The 25,621-nt window shown below is 55.0% G+C and carries 23 protein-coding genes; 1 reads left to right on the forward strand and 22 read right to left on the reverse strand.

Annotated elements, in window-relative coordinates; genetic code table 11:
- Nucleotides 1-4: 4 nt before the first annotated feature.
- From C4S71_RS20985 to C4S71_RS21080, 22 genes are all read right to left on the reverse strand, one after another.
- Entirely contained in the window at nucleotides 5-1,435 is a 1,431-nt protein-coding gene (locus tag C4S71_RS20985) for a glycosyltransferase (RefSeq protein ID WP_103970441.1), read from the reverse strand.
- Nucleotides 1,432-3,042 (reverse strand): phosphoglucomutase (alpha-D-glucose-1,6-bisphosphate-dependent), encoded by a 1,611-nt coding sequence (pgm, locus tag C4S71_RS20990; protein WP_103970442.1) that lies wholly within the window; start codon nucleotides 3,040-3,042, stop codon nucleotides 1,432-1,434. Before pgm ends, C4S71_RS20985 begins: the two co-directional genes overlap by 4 nt.
- A 4-nt stretch (nucleotides 3,043-3,046) precedes the next feature.
- Entirely contained in the window at nucleotides 3,047-4,213 is a 1,167-nt protein-coding gene (locus tag C4S71_RS20995; RefSeq protein ID WP_103970443.1) for a nucleotide sugar dehydrogenase, read from the reverse strand.
- Nucleotides 4,214-4,885, reverse strand: a complete 672-nt coding sequence (locus tag C4S71_RS21000) for an HAD family hydrolase (RefSeq protein ID WP_103970444.1) — start codon at nucleotides 4,883-4,885, stop codon at nucleotides 4,214-4,216.
- Nucleotides 4,882-5,574 carry an acylneuraminate cytidylyltransferase family protein gene (locus tag C4S71_RS21005; RefSeq protein WP_103970445.1) on the reverse strand — a complete coding sequence of 231 codons (693 nt, stop codon included), beginning with the start codon at nucleotides 5,572-5,574 and terminating at the stop codon, nucleotides 4,882-4,884. The genes C4S71_RS21000 and C4S71_RS21005 overlap by 4 nt, the downstream gene beginning before the upstream one ends.
- On the reverse strand, nucleotides 5,571-7,175 hold the full coding sequence (locus tag C4S71_RS21010) for an aldolase catalytic domain-containing protein (protein ID WP_103970446.1): 1,605 nt from the start codon (nucleotides 7,173-7,175) through the stop codon (nucleotides 5,571-5,573). The genes C4S71_RS21005 and C4S71_RS21010 overlap by 4 nt, the downstream gene beginning before the upstream one ends.
- 3 nt (nucleotides 7,176-7,178) lie before the next feature.
- Nucleotides 7,179-7,964, reverse strand: coding sequence for a hypothetical protein (locus C4S71_RS22405; RefSeq protein ID WP_146064639.1), 786 nt, complete (start codon nucleotides 7,962-7,964; stop codon nucleotides 7,179-7,181).
- 153 nt (nucleotides 7,965-8,117) lie between these two features.
- Nucleotides 8,118-10,346, reverse strand: coding sequence for a glycosyltransferase domain-containing protein (locus C4S71_RS21015; RefSeq protein ID WP_103970447.1), 2,229 nt, complete (start codon nucleotides 10,344-10,346; stop codon nucleotides 8,118-8,120).
- A gap of 31 nt (nucleotides 10,347-10,377) precedes the next feature.
- Complete coding sequence (locus C4S71_RS22410) at nucleotides 10,378-11,625, reverse strand: class I SAM-dependent methyltransferase (protein WP_146064640.1); 1,248 nt, start codon at nucleotides 11,623-11,625, stop codon at nucleotides 10,378-10,380.
- 37 nt (nucleotides 11,626-11,662) lie between these two features.
- Complete coding sequence (rfbC, locus tag C4S71_RS21020; protein ID WP_103970448.1) at nucleotides 11,663-12,205, reverse strand: dTDP-4-dehydrorhamnose 3,5-epimerase; 543 nt, start codon at nucleotides 12,203-12,205, stop codon at nucleotides 11,663-11,665.
- Between the two features lie 35 nt (nucleotides 12,206-12,240).
- Complete coding sequence (gene rfbA, locus C4S71_RS21025; protein ID WP_103970449.1) at nucleotides 12,241-13,113, reverse strand: glucose-1-phosphate thymidylyltransferase RfbA; 873 nt, start codon at nucleotides 13,111-13,113, stop codon at nucleotides 12,241-12,243.
- Nucleotides 13,114-13,156: 43 nt separating this feature from the next.
- Nucleotides 13,157-14,029, reverse strand: coding sequence for a dTDP-4-dehydrorhamnose reductase (rfbD, locus tag C4S71_RS21030; RefSeq protein WP_103970450.1), 873 nt, complete (start codon nucleotides 14,027-14,029; stop codon nucleotides 13,157-13,159).
- 2 nt (nucleotides 14,030-14,031) lie between these two features.
- Nucleotides 14,032-15,102 carry a dTDP-glucose 4,6-dehydratase gene (gene rfbB / locus C4S71_RS21035; protein WP_103970451.1) on the reverse strand — a complete coding sequence of 357 codons (1,071 nt, stop codon included), beginning with the start codon at nucleotides 15,100-15,102 and terminating at the stop codon, nucleotides 14,032-14,034.
- A 1-nt stretch (nucleotide 15,103) separates the two neighbouring features.
- Nucleotides 15,104-16,003: a class I SAM-dependent methyltransferase gene (locus tag C4S71_RS21040; protein WP_103970452.1), complete on the reverse strand. Its 900-nt coding sequence runs from the start codon at nucleotides 16,001-16,003 to the stop codon at nucleotides 15,104-15,106.
- On the reverse strand, nucleotides 16,003-17,001 hold the full coding sequence (locus C4S71_RS22660) for a kinetochore Spc7 family protein (RefSeq protein WP_200825342.1): 999 nt from the start codon (nucleotides 16,999-17,001) through the stop codon (nucleotides 16,003-16,005). Before C4S71_RS22660 ends, C4S71_RS21040 begins: the two co-directional genes overlap by 1 nt.
- A gap of 56 nt (nucleotides 17,002-17,057) precedes the next feature.
- A complete protein-coding gene (locus tag C4S71_RS21050; protein WP_103970453.1) occupies nucleotides 17,058-17,927 on the reverse strand; it encodes a glycosyltransferase family 2 protein in 870 nt (289 codons plus the stop codon).
- 77 nt (nucleotides 17,928-18,004) lie between these two features.
- Nucleotides 18,005-19,288: a hypothetical protein gene (locus C4S71_RS21055; RefSeq protein ID WP_103970454.1), complete on the reverse strand. Its 1,284-nt coding sequence runs from the start codon at nucleotides 19,286-19,288 to the stop codon at nucleotides 18,005-18,007.
- 216 nt (nucleotides 19,289-19,504) lie between these two features.
- On the reverse strand, nucleotides 19,505-20,827 hold the full coding sequence (locus C4S71_RS21060) for a UDP-glucose dehydrogenase family protein (RefSeq protein ID WP_103970455.1): 1,323 nt from the start codon (nucleotides 20,825-20,827) through the stop codon (nucleotides 19,505-19,507).
- A 75-nt stretch (nucleotides 20,828-20,902) separates the two neighbouring features.
- Nucleotides 20,903-22,375: an MBL fold metallo-hydrolase RNA specificity domain-containing protein gene (locus tag C4S71_RS21065; RefSeq protein WP_103970456.1), complete on the reverse strand. Its 1,473-nt coding sequence runs from the start codon at nucleotides 22,373-22,375 to the stop codon at nucleotides 20,903-20,905.
- 10 nt (nucleotides 22,376-22,385) lie between these two features.
- Nucleotides 22,386-23,393 (reverse strand): NAD-dependent epimerase, encoded by a 1,008-nt coding sequence (locus tag C4S71_RS21070; protein WP_103970457.1) that lies wholly within the window; start codon nucleotides 23,391-23,393, stop codon nucleotides 22,386-22,388.
- 569 nt (nucleotides 23,394-23,962) lie between these two features.
- Nucleotides 23,963-24,448 (reverse strand): hypothetical protein, encoded by a 486-nt coding sequence (locus C4S71_RS21075; protein WP_086508903.1) that lies wholly within the window; start codon nucleotides 24,446-24,448, stop codon nucleotides 23,963-23,965.
- A 13-nt stretch (nucleotides 24,449-24,461) separates the two neighbouring features.
- Nucleotides 24,462-24,731, reverse strand: a complete 270-nt coding sequence (locus tag C4S71_RS21080; RefSeq protein WP_086508904.1) for a hypothetical protein — start codon at nucleotides 24,729-24,731, stop codon at nucleotides 24,462-24,464.
- A 402-nt stretch (nucleotides 24,732-25,133) separates the two neighbouring features.
- Between C4S71_RS21080 and C4S71_RS21085 the strand changes: the two genes are divergently transcribed.
- On the forward strand, nucleotides 25,134-25,607 hold the full coding sequence (locus C4S71_RS21085) for a helix-turn-helix domain-containing protein (protein WP_235014754.1): 474 nt from the start codon (nucleotides 25,134-25,136) through the stop codon (nucleotides 25,605-25,607).
- Nucleotides 25,608-25,621 lie beyond the last annotated feature (14 nt).

The following is a 25,621-nucleotide window of genomic DNA, read 5'->3' on the forward strand; positions in this document are numbered from 1 at the left end:
TGCTTCATCCAAGTAACAACTTATCTATCCGATTGGCTATTAAAAGAGACAATTTACCTTGCCAATCGGGCCGCTCCAACTCGGACATAGTGGTAAGATCATAGAGAGTAGACTTCACCGAAGAGAGACTGAGCTGCTCAAGAAATATTTTTCGATTACGCTCCCGCTCCACGTGTTCATTCTCTTTATCAAACTGAATTCTTAAAGTTTTTTCCAATGTCTCGGGAGTAACGGGAACAATGGCTCCCTCATTCGCGAGCCACTGCATGGCTGGCGTAACACAAGCAAATACGATCAATCCCATAGCTAAGGCATCCACCAGTTTTGCAGGCAACTGAAATTGTGCAACCAGCGAACTGCTCTCCTGGAGAAGAACCGCGTAGTCCCCCATAGCCACAACATCGGGGATATCTTTATATAGCTGTCCGGGTATGAAACGGCAGGTCAGCCCCTCGACCTGCTGAAGTTCAGCCTTCAGGCTCGCATCGGGAAAATCTCCTACGATCACGAACCAGACATCTTCTCTGCCTAGTGCGGCAATAGCGTGAGCTGTGTCCAATAGACCTTTGTGCCTTCGCGGCGTACCGAAGAAGAGTACAACCTTGACATGTTCCGGTATGCTCCAAAGGCGTCGGGATCGAGTTCGGCGCATACAGCTTGGCACAAAGTGGAGTTCATCGCGCACATGGGGTATAAGCTTTCCACCGTAGCGCTGCTGCAGAGCGGGATTGGAGACGGTGACTGCACCGAAGCGCGAGACCTGACCAACCGCCAGGCGCGTCCAGAAGCTAGCGTGCAGTTTCTTGAGCGGAGGTAAGCCCCCCTGTTCATCCAAAGCCTTCTCGAGGGGCAGAGGCTCCGTTGCCGCTACGAAGCCGAGTTCCTCATCGTCGACATCCCAAACTACCTGTGCCCCCCATACCAAGGCGTAGAGCATTCCAAACACGAGGTTAGGAAAGCGCGGCTTAGAGAGATGCACAAGATCATAGGGGTGTGCCGCTACCAACTGCAGCGCCTGTGCTACGAAGTCGGCCTCGTTCTGGACAATAATACTCTGACACGGTATGTCGCTGCCCTGCATAGGGCTCCATAACTTGAGGCCCCAACGAGGAAAAATCGCCCCAAGGATCTCAACGTGGGGTGATACGCGGCGATAGGCCTCGGCCAAGGTCAACACTCGACCAGCCGGATTGTGGGCTAACTCCCATCCACATACACCAACCCGAATGAGCTCCCCCCGCTGACGCGCCTCAGAACGCTGCTTCAGATATCGTCTTCGCGCCAAGGTGAGATTAGCTTCGAGATGCGGATACAGCTCACTCTGATTGTCCAACGCCTGCGCGCTGGCCAAATAATGGCGAATGGCTCGCGCATACTCACCATCATGTACCGCCCGGTTGCCTTGGGCCAGGAAGGAGGCATGACTCGATGTCATTCCGCCACCAGTACCCGATCCATCAGCGACTGTGCCGCCTCGATCAGGGCCTCCAGGTGCTCCTCACCTGTGAAGCTCTCGGCATAGACCTTATAGAGCGCCTCGGTCCCGCTCGGCCGTGCGGCAAACCAGCCATTCTCTGTGATAACCTTCAGTCCACCGATGGCCTCCTGGTTGCCAGGGGCCGCTACCAGCACGTCACTAACGGGATCCCCCGCCAGGGAGTCGATGGAAAGGGCCTCGGGTGACAGGTGCTTGAAGGCGGCCTTCTGCTCCGGGGAACAAGGCGTATCAACACGACGATAGCGAGGTTCCCCATGGCGCAGCACGAGCTCCCGGTAGTACTCACCCGGCGTCTTGCCGGTCACCGCGGTTATCTCTGCAGCGAGCAGGCAGAGGATGATGCCGTCCTTGTCGGTGGACCAGGGCTGCCCGCTGCGCGTTAGGAAGCTGGCACCAGCGCTCTCCTCCCCGCCGAAGGCCAGCCAGCCTCGATGCAGGCCCTCCACGAACCACTTGAAACCCACCGGCACCTCGTAGAGCTCTCGGCCGTGCCTGGCCACGACCCGGTCGATCAGCGACGAGGAGACCAGCGTCTTGCCCACCTTGAGCGTGTTCGACCATTCCGGACGGTGGCCCAGCAGGTAGTCAATGCATACCGCCAGGAAGTGGTTGGGGTTCATCAGCCCGAAGGTATCCACGATGCCGTGACGATCCGCATCTGGATCGTTGCCGAAGGCCAGGTCGAAGCGATCCTTGATCGCCAACAGGTTGGCCATGGCCGCCGTGCTGGAGCAGTCCATCCGTATCTTGCCGTCGTGATCCGGCGGCATGAAGGCGAAGCTGGTATCCTGCTCAGCGTTGACGATGGTCAGGTCCAATCCGTAGCGCTCTGCCACAGCCTGCCATACCGGCAACGCTGTACCCCCCATTGGATCCACTCCCAGCTTCAAGCCCGAGGCAGCAATGGCCTGCATATCCACAACACGGCCCAGCTCGGCCACATAAGCCTCGACGAAATCGTAGGCCTGAGCCTGCTCTTGCGCATTGGCCAGCGACACCCGCTTCACTCCCTTCAGCCCTTGTTCAAGATAACGATTGGCCTGCTGCTCAATCCAACTCGTTACCCCCCCTTCCGCGGGGCCGCCGTGGGCTGGGTTATACTTGATGCCGCCATCCTCGGGCGGATTGTGCGAAGGCGTTATGATCAGGCCATCGGCGAGCTGCTCGGCCTGCTGGGTGTTATGTTGCAGGATGGCCCGGCTTATCAGGGGCGTGGCCACCACGCCCGCCCGGCTATCGATACATACCTCAACGCCATTGGCGGATAGCACCTCCAGCGCCACCTCCCAGGCCGGACGAGAGAGAGCGTGGGTGTCATGCCCCAGAAAAAGCGGCCCTGTATAGCCAGCCTGAACTCGATAATCTGCCACTGCCTGGGCGATGGCACAGATATGGGCTTCATTAAACGTTCCCAGCAGAGAGCTACCTCGATGCCCGGAGGTCCCGAAGCTTACCCGCTGCTCGATCTTGCCTGGATCGGGCCTGATCGCATGGAATGCCCGCAGTACTGCCTCTATAGACATCGTCGCCTCGTCCTTCTTCATCCGTTCAATCGCTGCCAAACAGGTCGCGGGTGTAGACCTTGTCGGCCACATCGGCCAATTCCTCTACCATGCGGTTGGCAAGGATCACATCACACTGAGACTTGAACTCGGCGAGGTCCTGGATCACCCGTGAGCCGAAGAACTGCTGCTCATGCAGCACCGGCTCATAGACCACCACCTCGATGCCCTTGGCCTTGATCCTCTTCATCACACCCTGCATAGCGCTGGCCCGGAAGTTGTCTGAGCCAGCCTTCATGATCAGGCGGTACACCCCTACCATTTTGGGCTTACGCTTCAGCACGGATTCGGCGATGAAGTCCTTGCGGGTGCGGTTGGCCTCGACGATAGCCTGTATCAGATTGTTAGGTACATCTTCGTAGTTGGCCAGCAACTGTTTGGTGTCCTTCGGCAAGCAGTAGCCGCCGTATCCAAATGAGGGGTTGTGGTAATGATTGCCGATGCGCGGGTCCAGCCCCACCCCATCGATGATCTGGCGAGCATCCAGGCCGTGGGTCTCGGCGTAGGTATCCAGCTCGTTGAAGTAGGCCACGCGCATGGCCAGGTAGGTATTGGCGAACAGCTTGATCGCCTCCGCCTCGGTGCTGTTGGTGAACAGCACCGGCACATCCTGCTTCACCGCGCCCTGCTTGAGCAGGTTGGCGAAGGCCTCGGCCCGCTCCGAGCGCTCGCCGACGATAATGCGTGAAGGGTACAGATTGTCGTAGAGCGCCCTGCCCTCACGCAGGAACTCCGGCGAGAAGATCAGGTTCTCGGTGCCGAACTTTTCCCGGGCGCTGGTGGTGTACCCCACCGGCACGGTGGACTTGATGACCATCACCGCATCAGGATTGATATCCATCACATCCTGGATCACCGCCTCGACACTGCTCGTATTGAAGTAGTTGGTTTCTGGGTCGTAGTCCGTCGGCGTGGCAATCACCACGAAGTCCGCCCCACGGTAGGCCACCTCCTTGTCAAGGGTGGCAGTAAAGGCCAACTTACGGTTGGCTAGGAAATCGGTAATTTCCGCATCCTCAATGGGCGATGCCCTCTCATTGAGTAGAGCCACCTTCTCGGGCACGACATCCAACGCCACTACTTCATTGTGCTGGGCCAGCAACATTGCATTGGAAAGGCCTACATAACCGGTGCCAACGATTGAAATTTTCATTCAACACACCATTAAGTCTTTAATCGATGTCTTGCAAGAAATTCCTTTTACATGACACCACTCTTCCCAGCCTTGCACTTCGGTCCAACCGCTCAGAAACACAAAATCCAACCCCATCGCCGCGGCAGCTTGCTGGTCGTACTCGCTATCGCCCAGGAATAAAGATGGTGACCTAATATTACCGTTGGCCAGTTCGCGGGAGAGAATATCTTCTTTGGTATCGGGGCTTCCAAATATTCCGCCATCGAATAGATCCGCCAACCCTCGCTGAGTGAATACATCACGCAGCTCAGCCTGATCGCCACCGGAAACGATCAGCCAGCGAGCGTTGGGGGTCTGCTGCCGCAGCGTTTCTAGTCCCGGGGCTATCTCACAGCTAAAGAGCCCTTGACGCACATGGCCGGCATAATCCTGTAACAGGGACTCCAGATTGTGACCATGCTGATCGGAATGCATCGGCGCGATCTGCTCCAAGAAGTGGGCAAACTTTTTATAGCGTGATACTCCCCCGTTGGCGACGTGGTAATCGACCATGGCTTGGGCGGCCGCCGCCCCGTAGGAAAGGGTGGCCTGATAGAAGGCCTTGGTCTTGACTTTGTTTGAATCCAGCACGACGCCGTCGCAGTCAAAAACAAGAGTGGTATAGTGGAGTACCGATAGCCCCTGGCTCATGGTGTCACCAGCCCTTTTTCTACTAGACACTCTGCGATCACAAAGTCTTCAGGCCAATCAATATCGAAACTGGTATACTTATCCATTTCATAAAGATAGGGTCGCCGACCAATTCGATCATCCAGCTGACGATAGACTTCAGCAGAGGCAAGAAAAGTACCGCTATTCACCTCATGGACGGGTTTCAGCGTCTGAGTACGCGGCCATTTCTCCACTTGACGATCATAATTCATGGGTTTTTCATCTTGCCAAAGAAAACCATAAATAGCTGTCGTAGTCATCAATGAATCATATCCACGATGCAACTGGTCAAAATAAACGCGGATCAATTGGTCATAATGGCTATTAGTAATAAATGGAGACGTCACGTGAGTCCAAATAATATGGCCTTCAGGGATTAGCTGGTGCGCATGAGCGACCAGTTGATCCGTGCTTGTGTCGCCCGATGACAGTTCTTCAACTCTTCTATGCAAACGGAGTCTAGCTTCTTGCAAAGACTCAGCATATGCCAAGATATCCGCATCGTTGGTGGTCAGAACAATTTCATCAATCAGCTCAGCAGCCAATAACTGACGAAGCTTTATCTGGATTAGTCCAAATTCATAGCCTGCGAATTTCTTGATATTTTTTCTTACCACCCGCTGACTACCGGCTCGACAGGGTAAAAAGCAAATAACTTTATCTGTCATAAAACCATCCCATACACACTCTGTTTGATGACATCGTAGCGCGACGGCGTGATTGCGATGAGAGGGAGCGTGTCATTAGCCTCCTGAAACTGTTGCACCACGCGGTTCATTTCCGCATTGCGTGGATCCTCGGCCGGATAGCCATCGAAGCCAGCCAGATAGAGCGTACGGGCCCCACCGCTGGCGGCAATAGCAAAAGCATAGGCCATCACAAGCGAGGTTGGAGCGGTACAGTGCGTGTCGGCAAACTCGAAGTACTCGGCCTGCACGTTCAAGCCAAAATCCAGCACTTCCTTGCTACCCAGCGAGTCACGAACATCCGCAGGCAGCATGGAGTAAGGGGTGATTAGCGGCTGCGGCAGCTGAGTATGTGATTCACAGTCCGCTAACAGGCGCACAGGGTGACAGGCCACGCGCAAATCAATCAGTTCGGCCTCGATGGCGCTTTGGGTATTAAGGGCCAGCACAAGTGGCTTCTGAACGCGAATATAGCGCTCTAATGCCCTGCGATGGCGCGCCACGCCCGGGCCGGTACCCAGCAGCAGCACCTCGCGACCAGCAAAACGTTCCCGCGGCGACCACTGCCCCTTGGGTTCGCCGCGATAGAAGTGACGGGCAGCATCCAAGGTGTTGATACTGAACTTCTTCCCGCCCTCCACTCGCAAGTGCTCGATTACCGCCAGCACGTCCTCCTCGCTGTAGCGGGAGTCACTGAGCATCTCCTGGATATAGGTGGGGTGAATTCCGTACTTACCGGCTAAGTAGTAATAGGGATTGGTGCCCCAACCATAGTGGGCCTGCATGGGCCTGAAGTGCTCACGCAGCAGAATCATTAGGGGCACCATATTGACCGATTTGCCGCGGCGCTCGGCAATCTCAATGGCCAACTCCTCGGTACGGGCATTACCCGGCCCACGGCCCATGCCGGTGACGGTCGAATCCACCCAGGTCACGCCCTCATCAATAGCTCGCATGGTGTTGGAGAGCGCGAGCCCCAAGTTATCGTGGGTATGGATGCCCATGGGGCCCGTCCACTCGCTGCGGAACCACTGGATGATCTGCGCGGTCTGGTCCGGGCTCATGCTGCCCATGCTGTCGGCGAAGTAAAGCGCATCCATCGGGTAAGACTTGGCCAGACGAGCGAGCGCCTTCACCTCATCTTCGGTGCGGTCCGCTACCTGCATCAGATTGAAGCCAACCTGATAGCCATGTTTTTTCAGCCAGATAACCGCAGGCAAAGCCTTCTCGAACTCATGGACGTGACAGGCGATGCGCACCAGATCGACTGGTGAGTCAGCAGCAGCATTGGGGAACAAGCGCTCAAGTACTTCCTGCTGGGTCGCCTCCCCTACCAGCTCGCTGCCGTTGACCATCACGCCAATTGTCAGCCCGTCCGGGATCGTCAGGCTGCGGATAAACTCATCGGTGGTAAAGGCACATGGGCCCTGAAAGCCTTGGTTTTTCAGCGTGCGGAAGCCCAGCTCCACTACGTCCACCCCGGCGGCCTGCATGGCTTCAAGATACTGGTGGATCAGATCGTGGGAAAAGTCCCAGGCGTTGTAATAACCGCCATCACGCAAAGTGCAATCCAGAAATATCATATATCAATTCTCATGTGTCAAATAATTCGCAATGTTTAACCTTATAGCATCTTTGAAAGAAGCGTCACTCACCCTCAAAGCACGAACAAAAACTTTATCAACTAGCATAGTTACCTCAGGCTCACCAGCAGGGGGGCGAACCAGTCTAGCATATATCCTTGTTGAATCATCGACGATTTTAGACACCGACACAATTTCTTGAAATGCAACGATATCATCACTACCCAGGCCAATAAAAAAACCTTTCTGAATGCAAAATATCGCTTTATCTATACAGTCTTTTCGAACAATACCAGAATGAAAATAACTTAATCCAAACAAAACAAGATATATTCTTGACAAGTTCGTACATGTTTTATAGAAACCTCTCATGAAGTGAATTAAATCATGTTTCTCATACCAAGCAGTGGTGTCTTCCAATATTGATCTACAGTGATCAAACTTCCCTAGATACAGCAAAGAATTTGCATAAGCAGTCATTAATGAAACATAAACATGCATTCTATCTTTTCTAATGTTATCTGAACACCCTATCTCTCGAAGTGCTAAATCAGTAAAATGACCCATACTCCCAAGTTCATTTTCTAGATCTAAACAACTTCCAAGCTCACAAAGCCGATACAGCAAACAAACATAAGAGTTTATTTTATCTGCAGCACTCAGACCTTCATGATATGCCGCCTCTCTAAATATTAGCACTTGCTTCTGAATGCTATCGTCTCTACTCCCTCTTTTATACAAATATTTTTTAAAATCTGAAAAATCACCACCTCTAATCTTTTCAAGCATAAAAACCTCGAAATTATAATGCTGGACTTTCCAATTGGCAGTCAAACAAATGTTTACCAATCACAAAGCCCGCAGCTCATCATAAATACTTTTTAATCTGCTACTATTAAGCCAAGATTAATATTCAACAAATACCATCAACTTACACCCAACTTAAACATATAATTCATCAGCTAGATTCTCAACTTCCTTAGAAATGAAATCAAATGAAGACCTAGAGGCAACATAACGCATCATATCAAGACCTTCATACCATTCCTTACTTCCAAAAGTTTCTCTTAGATGCCGCAATCCATTTGATACCGAAGAAAATGAGTCGTCGTTAATTAAGTATGGGTAATCACTGGTCAAGTAAAATCGACTATCCCCTTCGCTTTTAGGAATTAAAATATTGGCTCCGCAAGCCCCTGCTGTAAACCCCTTTAAGAACGGCTTAAATCCGTCAATTTCACGCTTTTCACGAACTGCATAATGACAATTATATTTATTAAGGGAGGATATCCACTCGCGACCCCGAGTCTTAGTATTCGTCAATATGAAACCAACTTCGTCTTGTAATTTATTGCGCCACTTAGCATTCGCCAGCTCGCCAAAATAAGCAACCCTCAACTTATCTCTTGGTATATTTATCTTAGGGATGTCTGGATCTACGTGATGAGTTATCATATGACATAACTTATCGGGATATTTATTTTTATAATGTATGAACTGTCGAATCGAAGATGCTATAAGAACGTCGACCTCGCTTACAATTGATTCCTTTTCAGGATCATCAACATAGTCTATGCATATGATATTCCCTCCCTTTTTTAAAAGGGATATTTCTTCATCTGATACATTTTTCAAAAAACCTTTTGTCAATATGACAACTGAGTTTTTTAAAGCATCTAAACTATTTTCATTAACGTAATCAACCTCGACATTTCTCAATCTTTCCTTAACAATGCTTGACAGCTGTTTTCCGCGCATCACTGTAGATGCAACGTTATGAGCCGCCATCCTGTATACCCATACAATTTTTTTATTCGATAAAACTAATCCTGAATTCAATGCTTTATTAAATACGGATTTATTATCTTTATTTCTTTCTGCACCTTCTGTTTGCAATGGGGTTTTTTTATGTTTTAATTTCACGAAATAATCATTTTCTCTTGTGTTGCCAAAGGTCCTAGAAAGCACTTTTGGACGAACTCTCTCTTTCCACATCAGGTAGGAAAGCGCTGGTTGATCACGATTGCCATTCCCCTTGACAAAGTCCCACCATTTCTCCATTAACTTTCTTACTTTTAAGTCGCCATGGCTCCTCCACAAGAAGCATGCTTCGATCATGCCCGTGTTACTTGGCATCCCTTCGTTATTAAAGTACTCATATTGCTGTATCATTTCATCAGGTGCATGGCGAAGATTGCTAATGATAGCCTCTATCTCAGAGTAAACATCATTCCGATCAGGGTGGCGCCAAGCAACGAAACTGTTTCCCATGAGCCAGTTATTGATTAAACGAGAGAAATCAGAAGTAATCAATATGTTTGAGTCGACGTAGCACGAATACTCATAATCTGATAAAAAATTGTGAGGAAGCATTTTGTACTTCCTGTTTTCTATAACGGGATTTCTCTCTGTTTTCTCTACAACCCTTACATCCCATCCCGGCACAGTTCTGTGTACATCAGTAAAGCATATAAAATCAACCCCATATGCTTTACTCAAGACAGGAGGTAAATCATCATATTCACCAAAAAGCGCTGTATAAATGCAAACTTTACCTGGCTCGCTTTTCTTTTCGGTTTTATTTGCAGTTAACTCTACAAAAAGCTGATCATTACACCCCTTTCCATTTGTAATCCTAAAAGGGTTGGTTTCGGAAAAACCCTCATTAAGCCTAGCAGTTTCCCAGTAATACTTCCATACTTCTTTAGCTTCTCTATAACTCTCTTTCTTAAGAAGAACCCTTCCTTTTTTCTGCAACAGAATTTTATTGTTCGGGAAAATCTTTATTGCTTCATCTATGAAATAGTTGGCTTGGTCCAAAGCGCCACTTTCAATCATGCAATTGATATTTTGATAAATATCTTTTAAATGGGTTGAGTTATTTTTTTTATCCCCCAGCAGTTTTACCCAAGACTTTGCACTTTCCCAACATTTGCCCTTTCGCCGACTCTCTACGGCTTCGCGCCGAAGCCCCTCGATATCAACCTCTCTTACCGGATAGGCTACGTTGTTGGCACCCTCAAGCTTTTTTTTAGCTAATAACATATTAAAATATGCTAACTCACGTAGCGCCTTATTGCTACCCATCAATTCCTGATATATTTCAATCGCTTCCCGATATCTCTTTTCTCTAAAGCTTTTATTTGCTCTACTCAGAACTGATTCGTTCATTTTCTGCCCCCTTCAGAATAAAAACCACCCTTCATCTCCTCGAATAAACGTTATCACTTTGATCTCTGTGTCTAATAGTAGCACCATTGTTCTTCACATAATCATCGCCAGTTATAAGACCTTTTTGTCCGACAATGACTCTATTGCCAAGCCCAACAGACCCAGTCATTCTCTTTTTTATGGCAATTACTGAATTAAAAAACTCAATAGATTGGATATCAAATAGTGACTGATAAAAATTTTCGTCTTCTATCGCATCATTGTATTTCTCTAAATACTCTTTTATATCTAGCTCCACCCCCCAATGCTCAAAATTCAGAACATCAAGTAAGTCCTTGAAGAAAGACATTGTAGAAAAAGGGTGGTAAAGACCTCCGGAAAATTCTTTCCAGTAGCTGCAATGGACATCCTCGACTATAAAAACACCCTCCCTCTTTACGTGGGGAAAATATTTCACAAAATTCTTAATGCAGTCGACAGAATCATGTGATCCATCGTCAAACACAATATCAAAGCTATTTGAAATAGAAACTATTTTATCGTAGGTGTTGGCATTTTTAGCATCGCCAGTTACCACTTCAATATTTTCGCCTTTATACACCAACTCGCTGCATTTCTCGTTGATATCGCATCCAACTATTTTCTTAGCATTAGGGAAATAATCTTGCCATATTTCTAGAGATCCACCGTTTTGAATTCCAATCTCAAACAATGTTATATTAGACTTTCTGTAGGACGACAGCAGCTTATTATAGATTTTTAAATAGGACCTCCATTTGTCAGATATTTTCCCCTCCTTTTTATGTAAATATAAACTCTCCAAACTAGGCCAGCCCCCTAGATATATTTCCTCATGCATCGCCTTATAAAGCCCATCCTTAAAGAGAACAGGGGCGACCTTTAACTCGTCACGGTGAGCATTTAACACCTCCAAACTTAACTCGCCGTGTTTTGCAGCCCGGTACTTATCTCCGACCAACATGAATGCTTCAGATACGTTAGAATGCACCCCTGACAGGAGCAAACTAATGATGAAGGATTTATTGCCCAAGTATACTTTTCCGAAATCTATGTTTTTGCATACAGCTATTGCTTGTTCTTTCTCCCCCTTTTGAGCGTGCGCAGCACTAATCAGCACCGCTAAGAGTGGGTGATTTTTGCATCCCGATACAGATGAAGATAACTCAATTAGCCTATCCCAATCGCCTTGCTGCCAAAAATAAATAGCTCGCTTATAGCACTCGTTATTAGTTACGCAAATAGATTTATCTTCACTCATTCCATGCTCTCCAGAAAGGGGCGAGCTGTCGCTTATACTAGAACTTTGGGGCATGCATAAGCATCAAGGCTTCTCGGTCTTTTTCCGACAAGCTAGGTTCCGAAGATATGAGTGGCCATTCAATACCCAAATCAGAGTCGCTCCATAATACCGACACTTCGTCGCCAGGAGCATAGTAGTCCGTGCACTTATACTGAAACTCAGCTTCTTCACTGGTGACATAAAAGCCATGAGCAAAGCCCGGTGGTACCCAAAGCATCTGCTTGTTTTCTGCACTGAGGTGTACGCCGACCCACTGCCCCAACGTGGGGCTGCTCTTGCGCATGTCTACCGCCACATCGAAGACTTCACCTTGGGTGACCCGCACCAATTTACCTTGTGGCTGGTTCAGTTGGTAGTGGAGCCCGCGCAATATCCCCTGCTTGGACTTGCTATGGTTGTCTTGTACGAAGGTATAGGCTCCGCAGTGCTGCTCGAACTCGCTCTGACGGAAGGTCTCCATAAAGAAGCCACGCTCGTCACCAAACACCTTGGGTGTCATCAGCACGACTTCGGGTATCTCCAGGCGTTCAAACTGCATGCTTCTCTCCCTTTTCGGCTTTGACAGGCGACGACTTATGCACCGGCGCGGCGCAATAGATACTGCCCATACTCGGTCTTGCTCAGCGCGTGGCCGGCGCTCACCAACAGCTCCTTGGTGATCCAGCCATTTGCCCAGGCGATTTCTTCCAGACAGGCGACTTTCAAGCCTTGGCGGTGCTCGATGGTCTGGACGTACTGGGCGGCTTCCAGCAGGCTGTCGTGGGTTCCGGTATCCAACCAGGCAAAACCACGGCCGAGTTTCTCTACCTTGAGATCACCACGCTCCAGATAAGCATTATTCACGCTAGTGATTTCCAACTCACCACGCTCGGAGGGTTTCACCGCCTTGGCGATCTCCACCACGTCATTGTCGTAGAAGTATAGTCCCGTCACCGCATAGGAGGACTTGGGCTGTTTAGGCTTCTCCTCAATGGATACCGCCCTGCCCTGCTCGTCGAATACCACCACCCCAAAGCGCTCAGGATCCTTGACTAGGTAGCCGAATACGGTCGCACCGCTGGACTGCTCACTCGCGCGCTTGAGCTGATCCGAGAAATGCTGGCCATGGAAGATGTTGTCCCCCAACACAAGACAAACGGGGTCATTTCCAATGAACTCTTCTCCAATGATAAAGGCTTGGGCGAGGCCATCGGGACTGGGCTGCTCGGCATACTCGAAGCGCAGGCCAAACTCCTCACCGCTGCCCAGGAGTTTTTCGTACTGCGGCAGATCTTCCGGGGTGGAAATGATCAGGACTTCACGAATCCCCGCCAACATCAGTACCGAGATCGGGTAATAGATCATTGGCTTGTCGTAGATGGGCAGCAGCTGCTTGGAGACCCCACGGGTGATAGGATGAAGACGGGTGCCGGAACCGCCGGCCAGAATGATTCCCTTGCGTGCCATGCTGCACTCCTTGTCGTCAAACAAGTATCAGTAACAATGTTGTTTACGCTGCCAGGAATTCCTGCAGCGTCAGCTGGAGCTGTTGTTGCCAGTCAGGCAACTCAAGGCCGAGCGCCGCCTCCAGCTTGCCGAGCGAAAGCCGAGAGTTCAACGGCCGCTGGGCAGGCGTAGGATAATCCTGGGTAGGAATCGCAGCCACATTGGAGGGATGAATCGCCAAGGCTTCGCCTCGCGCCAAGGCAAGCCGAAAAATCTCGCAGGCGAAGCCATGCCAACTGGTTTCATCACGAGGCGCCAGGTGGTAGGTGCCCGAGGGAATCTGTCTCTCCATTGCCAGCCCGGTCAGCTGAGCGATCAAGCGTGCCGGGGTGGGTGCACCGATCTGGTCCGCCACCACGGAAAGCGCTTCACGTTCACGCCCCAAACGCAGCATGGTCTTCATGAAGTTGTTGCCGCGCGCGCTGTAGACCCAACTGGTGCGGAAGATCAGATGCTGGCAACCGCTGGCCTCGATGGCCTGGTCGCCTTCCAGCTTGGTCTGCCCGTAGACACTGAGGGGGGCCGTTGGATCACGTTCCAGCCAGGGCTGATCGCCATTGCCGGGGTAGACATAATCGCTGGAGTAGTGCACCAGTGGCACCTCTTGGTCGGCCGCATAGGCCGCCAGCTGTGCCGGTAATTCTGCATTCAGCCGCCTGGCCAGTGCCGGTTCGCTTTCTGCCTTATCGACGGCGGTATAGGCCGCCGCATTGACGATCAGCTCGGGGCGCTTGGCTTCCAGCCAGGCAGCCACCGCTCCCTGATCGGCCAGATCCAGCTCATGGCGCCTAGGTGCCAGCACCTCTCCCATCAAGCACAGCTGACGCTCCAGTTCGAAGCCAACCTGGCCATTGGCACCGGTCAATAAGATTCGCATCGCTATGCCCCCATGCCCAGCCGCTGGCCCTGGTAACTGCCATCCTGCACGCGTTGCCACCAACCTTCGTTGGCCAGATACCACTCCACCGTCTTGCGCAGGCCGGTTTCGAAAGTTTCCTGCGGCCGCCAGCCAAGGTCCCGCTCGATCTTGCCGGCATCGATGGCATAGCGCAGGTCGTGCCCCGGGCGGTCGGCCACGAAGGTGATCAGGTCACGGTAGTGGCCCGAGGTTTTGGGACGCTGCTCCTGCAGCAGGTCACAGAGGGTCTGCACCACTTCGAGATTGGTCTTCTCGTTGTGCCCCCCGATGTTGTACGTCTCCCCTACCTGGCCTTCGGTCGCCACCTTGATCAGGGCGCGGGCATGGTCTTCCACATAGAGCCAGTCACGGATCTGCTGACCATCGCCATACACCGGCAGTGCCTTGCCCGCCAATCCATTGAGGATCATCAGTGGGATGAGCTTCTCTGGGAAATGGTAAGGCCCGTAGTTGTTGGAGCAGTTGGTGATCAGTGTTGGCAGCCCAAAAGTACGCTGCCAGGCGCGTACCAGATGATCGGAGCCCGCCTTGCTGGCCGAGTAGGGCGAACTGGGCGCATAGGGGGTCGTTTCGGTGAAGAGTCCTTCCGGACCTTTCAGGTCACCGTATACTTCGTCGGTGGAGATATGGTGAAAGCGAAATGCTGCCGCCTTCTTTGGGGCACTCTCCTGCAGCCCCTTCCAGTAGCCTCTAGCGGCTTCCAACAGCACAGAGGTGCCGACCACGTTGGTCTGGATGAATTCAGCAGGCCCATCGATTGAGCGATCTACATGGCTCTCGGCCGCCAGGTGCATGACCACATCCGGCTGGTATTGCTCGAAGGCTTGGTGCATGGCCTGGGCATCGCAAATATCCGCCTGCAGGAAGGCGTAACGGGGACTTTCGGCCACACCCTCCAGAGACTCCAGGTTACCGGCGTAGGTGAGCTTATCGACGTTGACCACCCGGTGGTCAGTGTTAGCGATCAGCTCACGCACCACTGCCGAACCGATGAATCCGGCGCCACCGGTTATCAAAAACGTCTTCCCCATGTCATTCTTCCCTTTCTTTCGTTTCAAGCTGCTCTGCGTCTTCTTTGGAAAGAAACAGCTCCTTGATCAGCTCGACCTGGACTTCGGCTTTGCGTAACTCATCTTCCAGCAGCGCCTGGCGCTGCTGAATCCCTTCGTTTTCGGCCTTCAGCTGGCGGTTTTCCTGCTGCAGGTTACCGTTACTTACCTGCAGCTTCTCTAAACTTTGGCGCTCATTTTTGAGCCGCTGGTTGGCCTCCTCGGCACTCTTCAGCGACGCCTTCAGGTCCTGGATCATCTTCCACTGCGTATCACCCTTGGCGTGGTAGACCAGCTGACCCGCCTGGCTCACCACGTGCTCCAGGCGATAGCCAGTCTCCTCCAGGGCCTGGAGAAGCACAGGCCTGGCCTCCTCTACCTGCGGTGTCAGGCTACCGATGGTCAAGGAGAGATGTGCGAACCGCTGTGGAAAATCGTGTTCACGGAGGGCACGCAGCACCTGTTTCTCTTCTCCGGGGGTCTCGATCACCAGCCAGTGCTGTTTATCTTCCGCCAGGGTCACCCGCCCGAGCAGTTGGGCCATGTCGAGCGCCTTTACCTGTAGCTGGGCGACCTCGCGCAGCCCCGGCCACTGAGTCGGTAGTGTCTTCAAAGGATGCAGGGTCGCCAGACCTGAGACGTTATAGCGATGCAGCTTGGCAGTGCCGCCCTGGCCGGCCACAGCGGCCTCGATCACCTTTACACGAGGATCAGCCTCGGCTCGCTGCCTCAAGCCCTGAGCGGCCTCTGGATTCGGCTCCACCAGCACGATCTGCTCGGCCGCCGTTTCCAGGTACGTATCCAGCTCACGACATTTGCCGGCTCCCAGGTGCAGGATGATGCCATCCACCCTGTGCAGTGCCGATATCAGATGTTGCTCCATCAGGCTGCTCCGCTTTTCTTGCTACCCAGTGCCTTCATGCATGCGCGTAACGGCGCCGTCACCTTCCAGGACTTCGATCCACGCAGGTCCTTGAGCTCCTGCCTGGCCGACTTGAGCTTGGCGATCAGTTGCTTGTTCTTCTGGGAGAAGTTGTGCAGCTTCTCGTTCTTGCTCTGGATATCGCGCTCCAGCTTCTCGACCCTGTGCCCCCGTTTGTTACCCAGCAGGTACTGCTCCAGTTCTTCCTGGGTCTTGTGGAGCTGTTCGATCACCAGGTCGTTCTCCTGCTGGACGTCTTCCAGCTTGGCCTTCAGTTCCTGGTAGTCCTCTCCCTCAGCCTCTGCCTTGCCCTGCGGAACCTGCTTAAGGATGTCATGGGTGCTATCGAGCAGATCGAACAGCTCTGCTGAGTCGAGCAGGGGCAGCGAACTCGCCTCGAGCTCCTCAGCGAGGCGCTGGGCCGGCGGGTGCTGCAGGGCCTGCAATGCCAACAGCCGATTCACGGCCGACTGTTGCTGCGTTGACGGGTCCGGCTCTGCAGTCGCCTCAGGTTTCTCCGGAGTGACCCGGCCCAGGGCGATTCCGCTGCGCACTGCGAGATGCTCGAAGAGTGCCTTCGGCTTGCCGTTGAGGGCTTCTTGTCCCGCCAGAGTGATGCGCTGATAATGCTCCCGGTACAGTTCCAGCAGCGATTCCACCTGATTCATCCAGTTCGCCAGCGCCTGGGAAGGCGCACGATCCTTACCGATGCAGTTGGCTATCTGACGCTCCGGGGTGTCATAACAGATCAGGGCATGGGCTTTCGGCTGCGCCTGCAGCAACGCCTTGGCCTTGGCCAGGTTATCCACGAGCTCCTCGTGCCACGGCTGTCCGGCATCGCGCATCGCAGTCAACCAGGCATGACACTCCGTACCCGACAAGTTCACCAGGATCAGGCGCTCAGCCTTCACGCTCCCTTTAGTGCCTTCCAGAACCGTTCCAACGGCAGCACTGGTCATTGCAGTTCTCCTGTCAATCATTTAATTGATTTTGAATCGTTTTATGTAGCGGTAACTCAACGCCGCTCTGCCCGGCTTCGAAACAGCAAGCGCAGGGCCTCATGGGCCTCCACGGCCCATAGCCTGACTTGCAGGATCGAAGCCATCAGGCGGTAGAGCCAGGGCTGGCGTGATTTCAGCAGAAATCGATACCAGGCCAGAAGCGGTGGCGTGAAGGTGCGGAAGAGCCACAAGGCGCGCTGGCGGGAGGTGCCGGCGGTGAGCTGCCCGCCCTTGATGCGGCGTGCCTTGGTGGCGATGGCGGCCCAGCTATCCCGTGCCGGATGCTCGACCATGGCCTCTGCTACGTAGTGTAACGATGCGCCCTCAGCAACGGCACGCCTCACGAAGTCCGAATCGCCCCCGGAGAAGCGCTTGGCCTCGAAGCCGCCGAGCCTTCTAGCCAGTTCGGCGGGTACGGCTAGATTGGCGGTTACCGCATAACCACGTGAGACATACCAGGCTTGGGGGATTCCCTTCACCAGGTCGTACATCTCGTATATCGATGGATGAGCGCCGCTGGGCTTCATCTCGACAGCCCCAGCCAGAACGACATCATTACCTTTCAGACGATCTGCCTGCCGCATCAGCGCTTCAAGCCATTCTGCGCGAGGCAAGCAGTCGGCATCGGTGAATATCAGCCACTCGCCCCGCGCCGCCAGCAAGGCCTGATTGCGGGCTGCGTAGGAACCGGGGGTGGCACAGTGCAGAATGCGAGTGTTAGCCGGCAGCTCGGGGGGAGGGGCAAAGTTCGTCGATCCGTTGTCGACCAGAAGCACCTCAAACGTTTCCTGGTTCAGCGTCTGGGATTGCAAGCATTTAAGCAAGGTAGGGATCAGGTTCCAGTGTTCGTACACGGGAACAATGATGGTACAGAGTGGTGTCATGTCGTTACTTCAAAGGAAACGGATACGCTGCTGCCAGGATTCTTGGATGAAGAAACATACAGCAGCGAGCCGGCGGATCAACGCGCAAGCCGCGCCAGCAGTGCTTGCTGATAGCGTGGCACCTGGGGGAAGCGTGGGCACGGTCTCAGCAGCTCCTCCAGCTCATCGGCCGTAAGCGCCAGCACGTCGTGTCCGCGATAAACGATAGGTTGCCCCGCCGGTGCCACTCCCATGAGAAAGTTGAGATTCATCAGTCGTGCCAGCTCCTCCTGGGAGAGGAAGAAAGCCTGCAGATGGGTCGCCTCGGGCCCAGTGGGGCCCAGCACTTCCCCGATTAGGTAGTTGAGCTGATTGCGGGCGCGAATGGCTTCCTCCATCACCGGCTGCCAAGCGTCGACGTCGACGAAGCGTCCCAGCACGAAGAGCGTCCGAGCCTGGTTATAACGAATGAATCCCAGCCACATGTCGTCCTCGCCACTTGCCTCCAGCGCCTTGTCGAACTGACCCAGTGCCGCGCGCAGGTGCATGATCACTTCCTCCCTGCAGTCGGGGGCTAGCTCGCAACCCCGTCGGCTCAGCGCCTCGACACCGTCGAGCGAAAGCAGATCCTTCTCGCCGAGTTGCAGGCCTTCGCGTATCCGGTGCATGCCCTTCTTGTTGTAGAAGAGGCCGAGATAGTTGTGATAGACCGTGCGCGTCACCGGGTTGCGCAGGATGGGCCCGCGTACGTCGAGCAGTTCACCATGTACCTTGAAGTCCCCTTCCGCAACCAGTCGCTGGTAAGTCACCACACCCTTAAACAGTTTGACCACCTCGTTGATCTGGATCGCCGCCCCCTTATTGACCGAGTGCAGCACCGCCTTGCGCCTATCAGCCATCGTCAGCAGCGCGTTCATCCTTGCCTGGTATTGCTGAGGATCGATCGCGGCAGCACTGAATACCGCTGGAAACAGCACAATCAGGTCCACCATGTACTGGAGGGTATCGGCGAAATCCACTGCGGTGGCGGATTCCCTCTTGAGCTTCCTCTCGATGCTGGAAAAGAGCGCATCCTGAAGTGATCGCTCATCATGTGCATTGAAACGCTTGAGCAGTTCCGGCACTGAGGTAACGTAATACTCGTTGTCGAGGATGTTGCCGTCCATACGAGAGATCTTATTGACGCTGTCGATCGATATATACGTTTGAAGAGCGATGAACAGCGCCAGCATCGAGATGCCAAACGACACCATGGACACCGTGAACGACACCAGATCGACGCCTTGCCGCGCCTGGTAGATCCATATCGAAAAGGCGATCGCCGCTGCCAGGATCAGCAGTATGACTGTCAAGTAGATGATCTGGGCACGGGTCGGCCTCATGTCTCACTCCTGCTCAGGCATTCACTCATCGAGTGCAGCCTCCCGGAGCGAGTGTTGCTCCAGTTCCGGGTGGGGGTCGTTAACTTTCCGGGGGAATTATTGCCGCGCCAGGCAAGACTGATGCCGACGCGAACGCGTTCGAGCAGCAAGTAAGCGCGCATGGAATTGGTAACGAAAACTGAACAAACGGCGCCCGCGGCTTCTAAGAAAAAGGGGTTAACGCCCGATGGAAAAATACCTGAACCCCTTGATCGCCATTCTGCGGGGCTCGAACATGTTGCGCCCGTCGAAGATGAGCGGTTCTGTGAGCTGCTGCTTGATCAGCTCGAAATCCGGCGCGCGGAAGCTCTGCCATTCGGTCACGATTGCCAAGGCATCGGCGCCACGCAGGGCGGTCTCCTTGGTGCCGCACAGGGTGAGGTCGTCGCGATTGCCGTAAATGCGCTGGGTTTCTTCCATGGCTTCCGGGTCATAGGCCTGCACCTTGGCACCGGCTTGCCATAGGGCTTCCATCAGCACGCGGCTGGGGGCTTCGCGCATATCGTCGGTGTTGGGCTTGAAGGCCAGGCCCCAGATGGCGAAAGTCTTGCCGGCCAGGTTGCCCTGGTAGTGCTTGTGTATCTTCTGGAACAGGGTGGTTTTCTGTTCCTCGTTACGGGCTTCCACGGCCTTGAGCACCTTGGCGTCGAAGTCGATATCGCCGGCGGTGCGGATCAGCGCCTGTACGTCCTTGGGGAAGCAGGAGCCGCCATAGCCCACACCGGGGTAGATGAAGTGGTAGCCAATTCGCGGGTCGGAGCCGATGCCCTGGCGCACCATCTCGATATCCGCCCCGAGGCGCTCGGCCAGGTTGGCCATTTCGTTCATGAAGCTGATCTTGGTGGCCAGCATGCAGTTGGCGGCGTACTTGGTCAGCTCGGCACTGCGCACGTCCATGACGATCATCTTGTCTTGCTGGCGGCTGAAAGGGGCATAGAGTTCGCGCAGCATGTCTTCGGCGATGCGGCTCTCGGTACCGATGATGATGCGGTCCGGCCGCTGGCAGTCGCTTACCGCACTGCCCTCTTTCAGAAACTCGGGGTTGGAGACTACGTCGAAGCGCAGGTCCTTGCGGCCACGGGACTCAAGCACGCCATCCACCTTGTCTCGCACTTTGTCGGCTGTGCCAACCGGCACGGTGGATTTGTTGATAATGACCAGGTCACGCTCCATGTGCTGGGCAATGGTTTCGGCCACGGTCAGCACGTACTTGAGATCGGCGCTGCCGTCTTCGTCCGGCGGGGTGCCAACGGCAATGAACTGGACCTGACCGTGCTTGATGCCTTCGGCGGCATCTGTGGTAAAGCGGAGCCGCCCGGCGGCATGGTTCTCCTTTACCAGCGGTTCCAGCCCCGGTTCGTAGATAGGAATATCGCCCTGATTCAGGCGCTCCACCTTATTGGCATCCACGTCTACGCACACTACGTGGTGGCCAACATCGGCCAGCACGGCCCCCTGTACCAGGCCCACGTAGCCAGTTCCGAATACGGTAACGTTCATCGCCGTTCCTTTATAAGGTTCCTTTCAAAGAGATATAGCTGGCATGGTGCGGATGTACGAGGAGTACGGTCCCTATCACACCGTGGCTAAAGCAGTCGTGTCTTCAGCCGCTTCGGCAAGGTGGTCGCCACCCAGCGTTACGCTCATTTCATGCTCAGCCCCTTCGGCCCATGCCAGCAGCTTGGCCTTGAGCGCAGCCTGGGCGTGGGCGTCGCCGTGTACCAGGCGCACTTCCCGGGGTGGGTGGCGCATGCGGCGTACGAAGTTGAGCAGGTCGTGCTGATCGGCATGGGCCGAGTAGCCGTTCACGGTTTCCACGCGGGCGCGTATCTCGATGCGCTGGCCTTCCAGTTCCACCCAGCCGCCGCTGGGCCCGTAGCGCTGTATGTCGCGCCCCGGGGTGCCCTGGGCCTGGTAGCCGGTGAAGAGCACGCAGTGGCGTTCGTCGGGCAGCATGCGCTTGAGGTAGTTGACCACTCTGCCGCCGCTGACCATGCCGCTGGCGGCGATTACCACCGCGGGCCTGCCGCTCTCGGCCAGGTAGGCCACGGTGCGCTCGTGGGCGGTGTGGTCGTCTACGGTGTAGAGGTTCTCGAAGCTGAGCGGGTGGCGGCCGCTGCGCAGGCGGCGGTGGGCTTCGGCATCCCACCAGGGCTTGAGCTCGCGGTAAACTTCAGTGAAACGCGCGGCCAGGGGCGAGTCGACGATGATTTCGAGCTCGCGCCAGCGTTCGCTGCGTGCGTCGTGTATCAGCCCTTCCAGTTCGTAGAGCAGCTCCTGGGTGCGGCCTACGCTGAAGGCGGGTATCACCACGGTACCGCCGTTCTCCAGCGCTCTGTCGATGGCGGCCTTGAGCCGCTGGCGGCGGTGCACTCTGTCTTCGTGCAGGCGGTCGCCGTAGGTGGCTTCCAGCACCAGCACGTCAGCCCGGTACGGCGGCTTGGGCGCGGGCAGCAGCGGTGCATGGGGCGCGCCCAGGTCGCCTGAAAAAACGGTACGCTGGCCCTGCCCATTGGCCTTGTCGTGCGTTTCCACTTCCACGTAGGCAGAGCCGAGGATGTGACCGGCGCGCTGCAGCTTGACGCGAATGCGGTGGCGCTCGTCGTCGAGTACGGTGTGCCACTGCTTGTACTCCAGCGCTACCAGGCGCCCTTCCACTTCGGCCAGAAAGCGTTCGATCAGGGCCCGGTCGCGGGTGAAGCCGACCCTAAGCGCATCTTCTATGACCAATGGCAGTAGCCGCTGGGATGGCACCGAGCAGAGAATCGGCCCCTTATAGCCCGCCGCCAGCAGGTAGGGCAGCCGGCCGATGTGGTCGATGTGCACATGGGTGACCACCAGCGCCAGCACGTCTTCCACCGGGAAGCGCACGGTGTGTTGCTCGAGGCTTTCGAGGTGATCGGCATCCTGGCCCTGAAACAGGCCGCAATCCACCAGTAGGGCGCGATCCGCTGCTATCTGCAGGCGGTGGCAGCTGCCGGTGACACCCGCCCCGCCGCCGTGGTGGCTGATACTGGGAAACTGACCCGTGCTAGCAAGGCTTTCCATGCCGAGTGGCTTATACCTGGTAGAAATCTCGATACCACTCCACGAAGCGCTTCACGCCCTCTTCCACCTGCATCTTGGGCCGGTAACCGGTGGCCTTGAGCAGCGCTTCGGTGTCGGCCCAGGTGCGCGGGACGTCGCCGGGCTGCATGGGCAGGTATTCGCAGATGGCTTCGCGCCCGGTGGCGTTTTCCAACGCGCGGATGAAGCTCATCAGCGAGACCGGGGCGCCGTAGCCGATATTGTAGAGCGCGTATGGGGCGGTGCTCAGGTCGGGCCGGGCGGTGGCGGTGGCGCGGTCGGGGTTGGGCTGGGGTATCACATCAGCGATACGCACGATGCCCTCGACGATGTCGTCTATGTAGGTGAAGTCCCGCGACATGTCGCCGTGGTTGTACACCTGGATCGGCTTGCCTTCGAACATCGCCTTGACGAACTTGAAGATGGCCATGTCGGGCCGGCCCCAGGGGCCGTATACGGTGAAGAAGCGCAGCCCCGTCATCGGTACGCCGTAAAGATGGGCGTAGGTGTGGCTCATCAGCTCGTTGGCCTTCTTGGTGGCCGCGTAGAGGCTGACGGGGTGGTCCACGCTGTCGCTGGTGGCGAACGGTGTCTTGGCGTTCATGCCGTACACCGAACTCGAGGAGGCGTACACCAGGTGCCCTACCTTGTGCTGCCGGCAACCCTCCAGCACGTTGAGATGGCCGATGAGGTTGGAGTCGGCGTATACATGAGGGTTTTCCAGCGAGTAACGCACCCCGGCCTGGGCGGCCAGATGGATCACGCGGTCGAACTCGTTCTCGCGAAACAGCGCAGCCATCTTTTCCCGATCGCCGAGATCGAGATGAATGAAGCGGATGTCGTGGTAATCGGCCAGGTCGTTCAGCCGCGCCTGCTTGAGCGAGACGTCGTAGTAGGTGTTGAGATTGTCGATGCCGACGATCTCATGCCCCTGCCCGCTCAGGCGTTTGGCCACTGCGTGGCCGATAAAGCCGGCAATGCCAGTAATCAGCAGTTTCACGCGGTTCGTTTCCTTACGTATTCAGGTGCCTCCACGCAGGTGCGCTGCGCTAGGAAGAGCCTTTTTTGTTAGCTGAACAACGGAATTTTTACTTTTCGGCATTCGGCCTTTAACTAGCCTGGCCGAGCGTAGGTCCTGAACGGTAGCTCTCTTCGCCAGCTGCCCGCCCAGGCACGCTACCGCCCAGGGATTGTTCCGGGCGTTTCCCTGGCCCTGGTCACGTAGCGATATCATGTGCCGGGACGGGGCGTGCGCAAACGCGTACGAAAAAGCCACAGGCGCTCCAAGCCCTGGGCAGTGCTTTCTCGGTCCCTCGTCGAGCTGGGGCTCGACACTTCAGGCAGCGCTACGAATCGCCTGCTAACGGTTCGTACGGCACTCCCCTTCTCCCTGCCGGATATTGTTATTGGAATAGCCGAATTCTACGGCACTTGCGCGGGATGCTCTACCGCTACTTGCGCGCAAATTATCTTGACAACTCAAGCAGTTGTTCAATTAGTTCTGGATCATGAGGGCGCTGCCAGTCTTTCGTGTTACAAACCCATGCCATACAGCTGACCGACGCTGGATCAACGGCAGCGCCACACTGCCAACCGATGCAGCAGCGCAAGCAGGATCAAACCGGCGGAAAGCCAACCGAGGCCGAGCAGTAAGGTACTGAATCCGCTTGGCAGGGTATGGGGCGGACGATAGCTCATGCCGTGTTCGGCCAGGCGTGCCACGAGGTAGGTGAGCGCAGCGACGAGCGCCAGCGCGGTACTGGAGCGCCATTCGGCCAGATGCCGGGTGATACGCCAGGGCTCGCCGACAGGCTTGGCCTTGGCGGTTGCCCCAGCCTTGGCAGCGGCTTTTGCGCTGGCCCTGGGCTTGGGTTTGGGTTTGGCGGTTTTGGCGGCCCGGCTACCGCGCCCTGCCGAGCGCCGGGACCTGGCACTCCCCTTGCCGACGCCAAGCGAGAGGCCGGAAGCCACCCAGCGCAGCAGGCGGGAAAGCGCCCACCCCAGCGTGAACAGGACGGATAGCGCCAGGCTACCCATCACCAGGAAGTAGGTCATAGACGACTGCAGATCAGGCAATGCGCCCAAGGGTCTGCAAGGTGCGCAGCAGGACTGTCACGCTTTCCCTGGGCTGTGCGTATTCGTTCATCAGCGACTTGAGCCGCTGCTCGAAGACTTGCTGCCGCTGCTGCTGCTCTTCCGCTTCCAGCTCCGCCAGGCTACGCACCGGCGGCCCCGTGGGGATATCGAGCTTCGGATTGGGCTTTTCCAGCTCGCGCAGCGCCTCGGCAAAGGCGTCGTCCAGTTCTCGAAACTTGCGCAGTTTTTCGCGCTCATCCATGGAACGGTTGGGTTTTTGGTTTCTCATGTGTATCCGTTTTTACTCAAGTACCGGCTGGCCTCCCCAGCGGCACCTGCTGTCGAAGAGCCCCAGTATACCGCTAAACCCCTGTATAGCGAAGAAACGACGTTGCGCTAAGCTAAAAGCAGAGGCTGCCTGACGTAAAGGAGCTGCGTATCATTCCCAGTACGTACTATGCACAAACAGTCAAACTCGATAACCGAACTTGCCTTTGCATCCCCCCACAGCGCATAAAGAGGTGCATAAAAGCCATAAGAAAAGCGGGCGTTATGCCTGCCGGGCTCTGCCCAGGCGCCAGTGAGGGCACCAGTGTGTTGGCAGACGCAGCAAACGAGACGTTGCTGCCGAATCAAGCAAGGGACAGTTATGTTTAACGAGATGATGCGGGCGGAGATCTGGCTGCAGGATCATTTGGAGAGCCAGCAGGGAATCGAAGACCTCGCCAGCCGACTCGGTTATTCGACCTCACAGGTCCGGCGCAGGTTCAAGCAGTGCTTCGGCCTGTCCCCAAGTGCATACCGCGACAGTTTACGCCTGGAGAAGGCAGCTCGTCTGCTGGCCTTGACTCCACTTTCGATACGAACCATTGCCAGCCAGTGCGGCTACCAGAACCATTCCGCGTTCAGTCGTGCTTTCCAACGATACCACAATCAGACACCGCGCCAATACCGCCAGGCGCTACGTTTGAAACTACGCCACAACCCTTTTTGCAATGAAGGCGGTCGCAAACCGCCAAGGTTTGAAATACATCATTCGGAGGTATGCCATGCCTTGGGAGTTATTGTCAAATCCTGTGTACGGCAAGTCAGGCGGCAGTCCTGTCTGACTGATCGGTCAAGGGCTCGCCGTCCTTGAACTGGACGTTGTTC

This window comes from Billgrantia desiderata (assembly GCF_900108215.1).
GTDB classification, from domain to species: Bacteria; Pseudomonadota; Gammaproteobacteria; order Pseudomonadales; family Halomonadaceae; genus Halomonas; species Halomonas desiderata.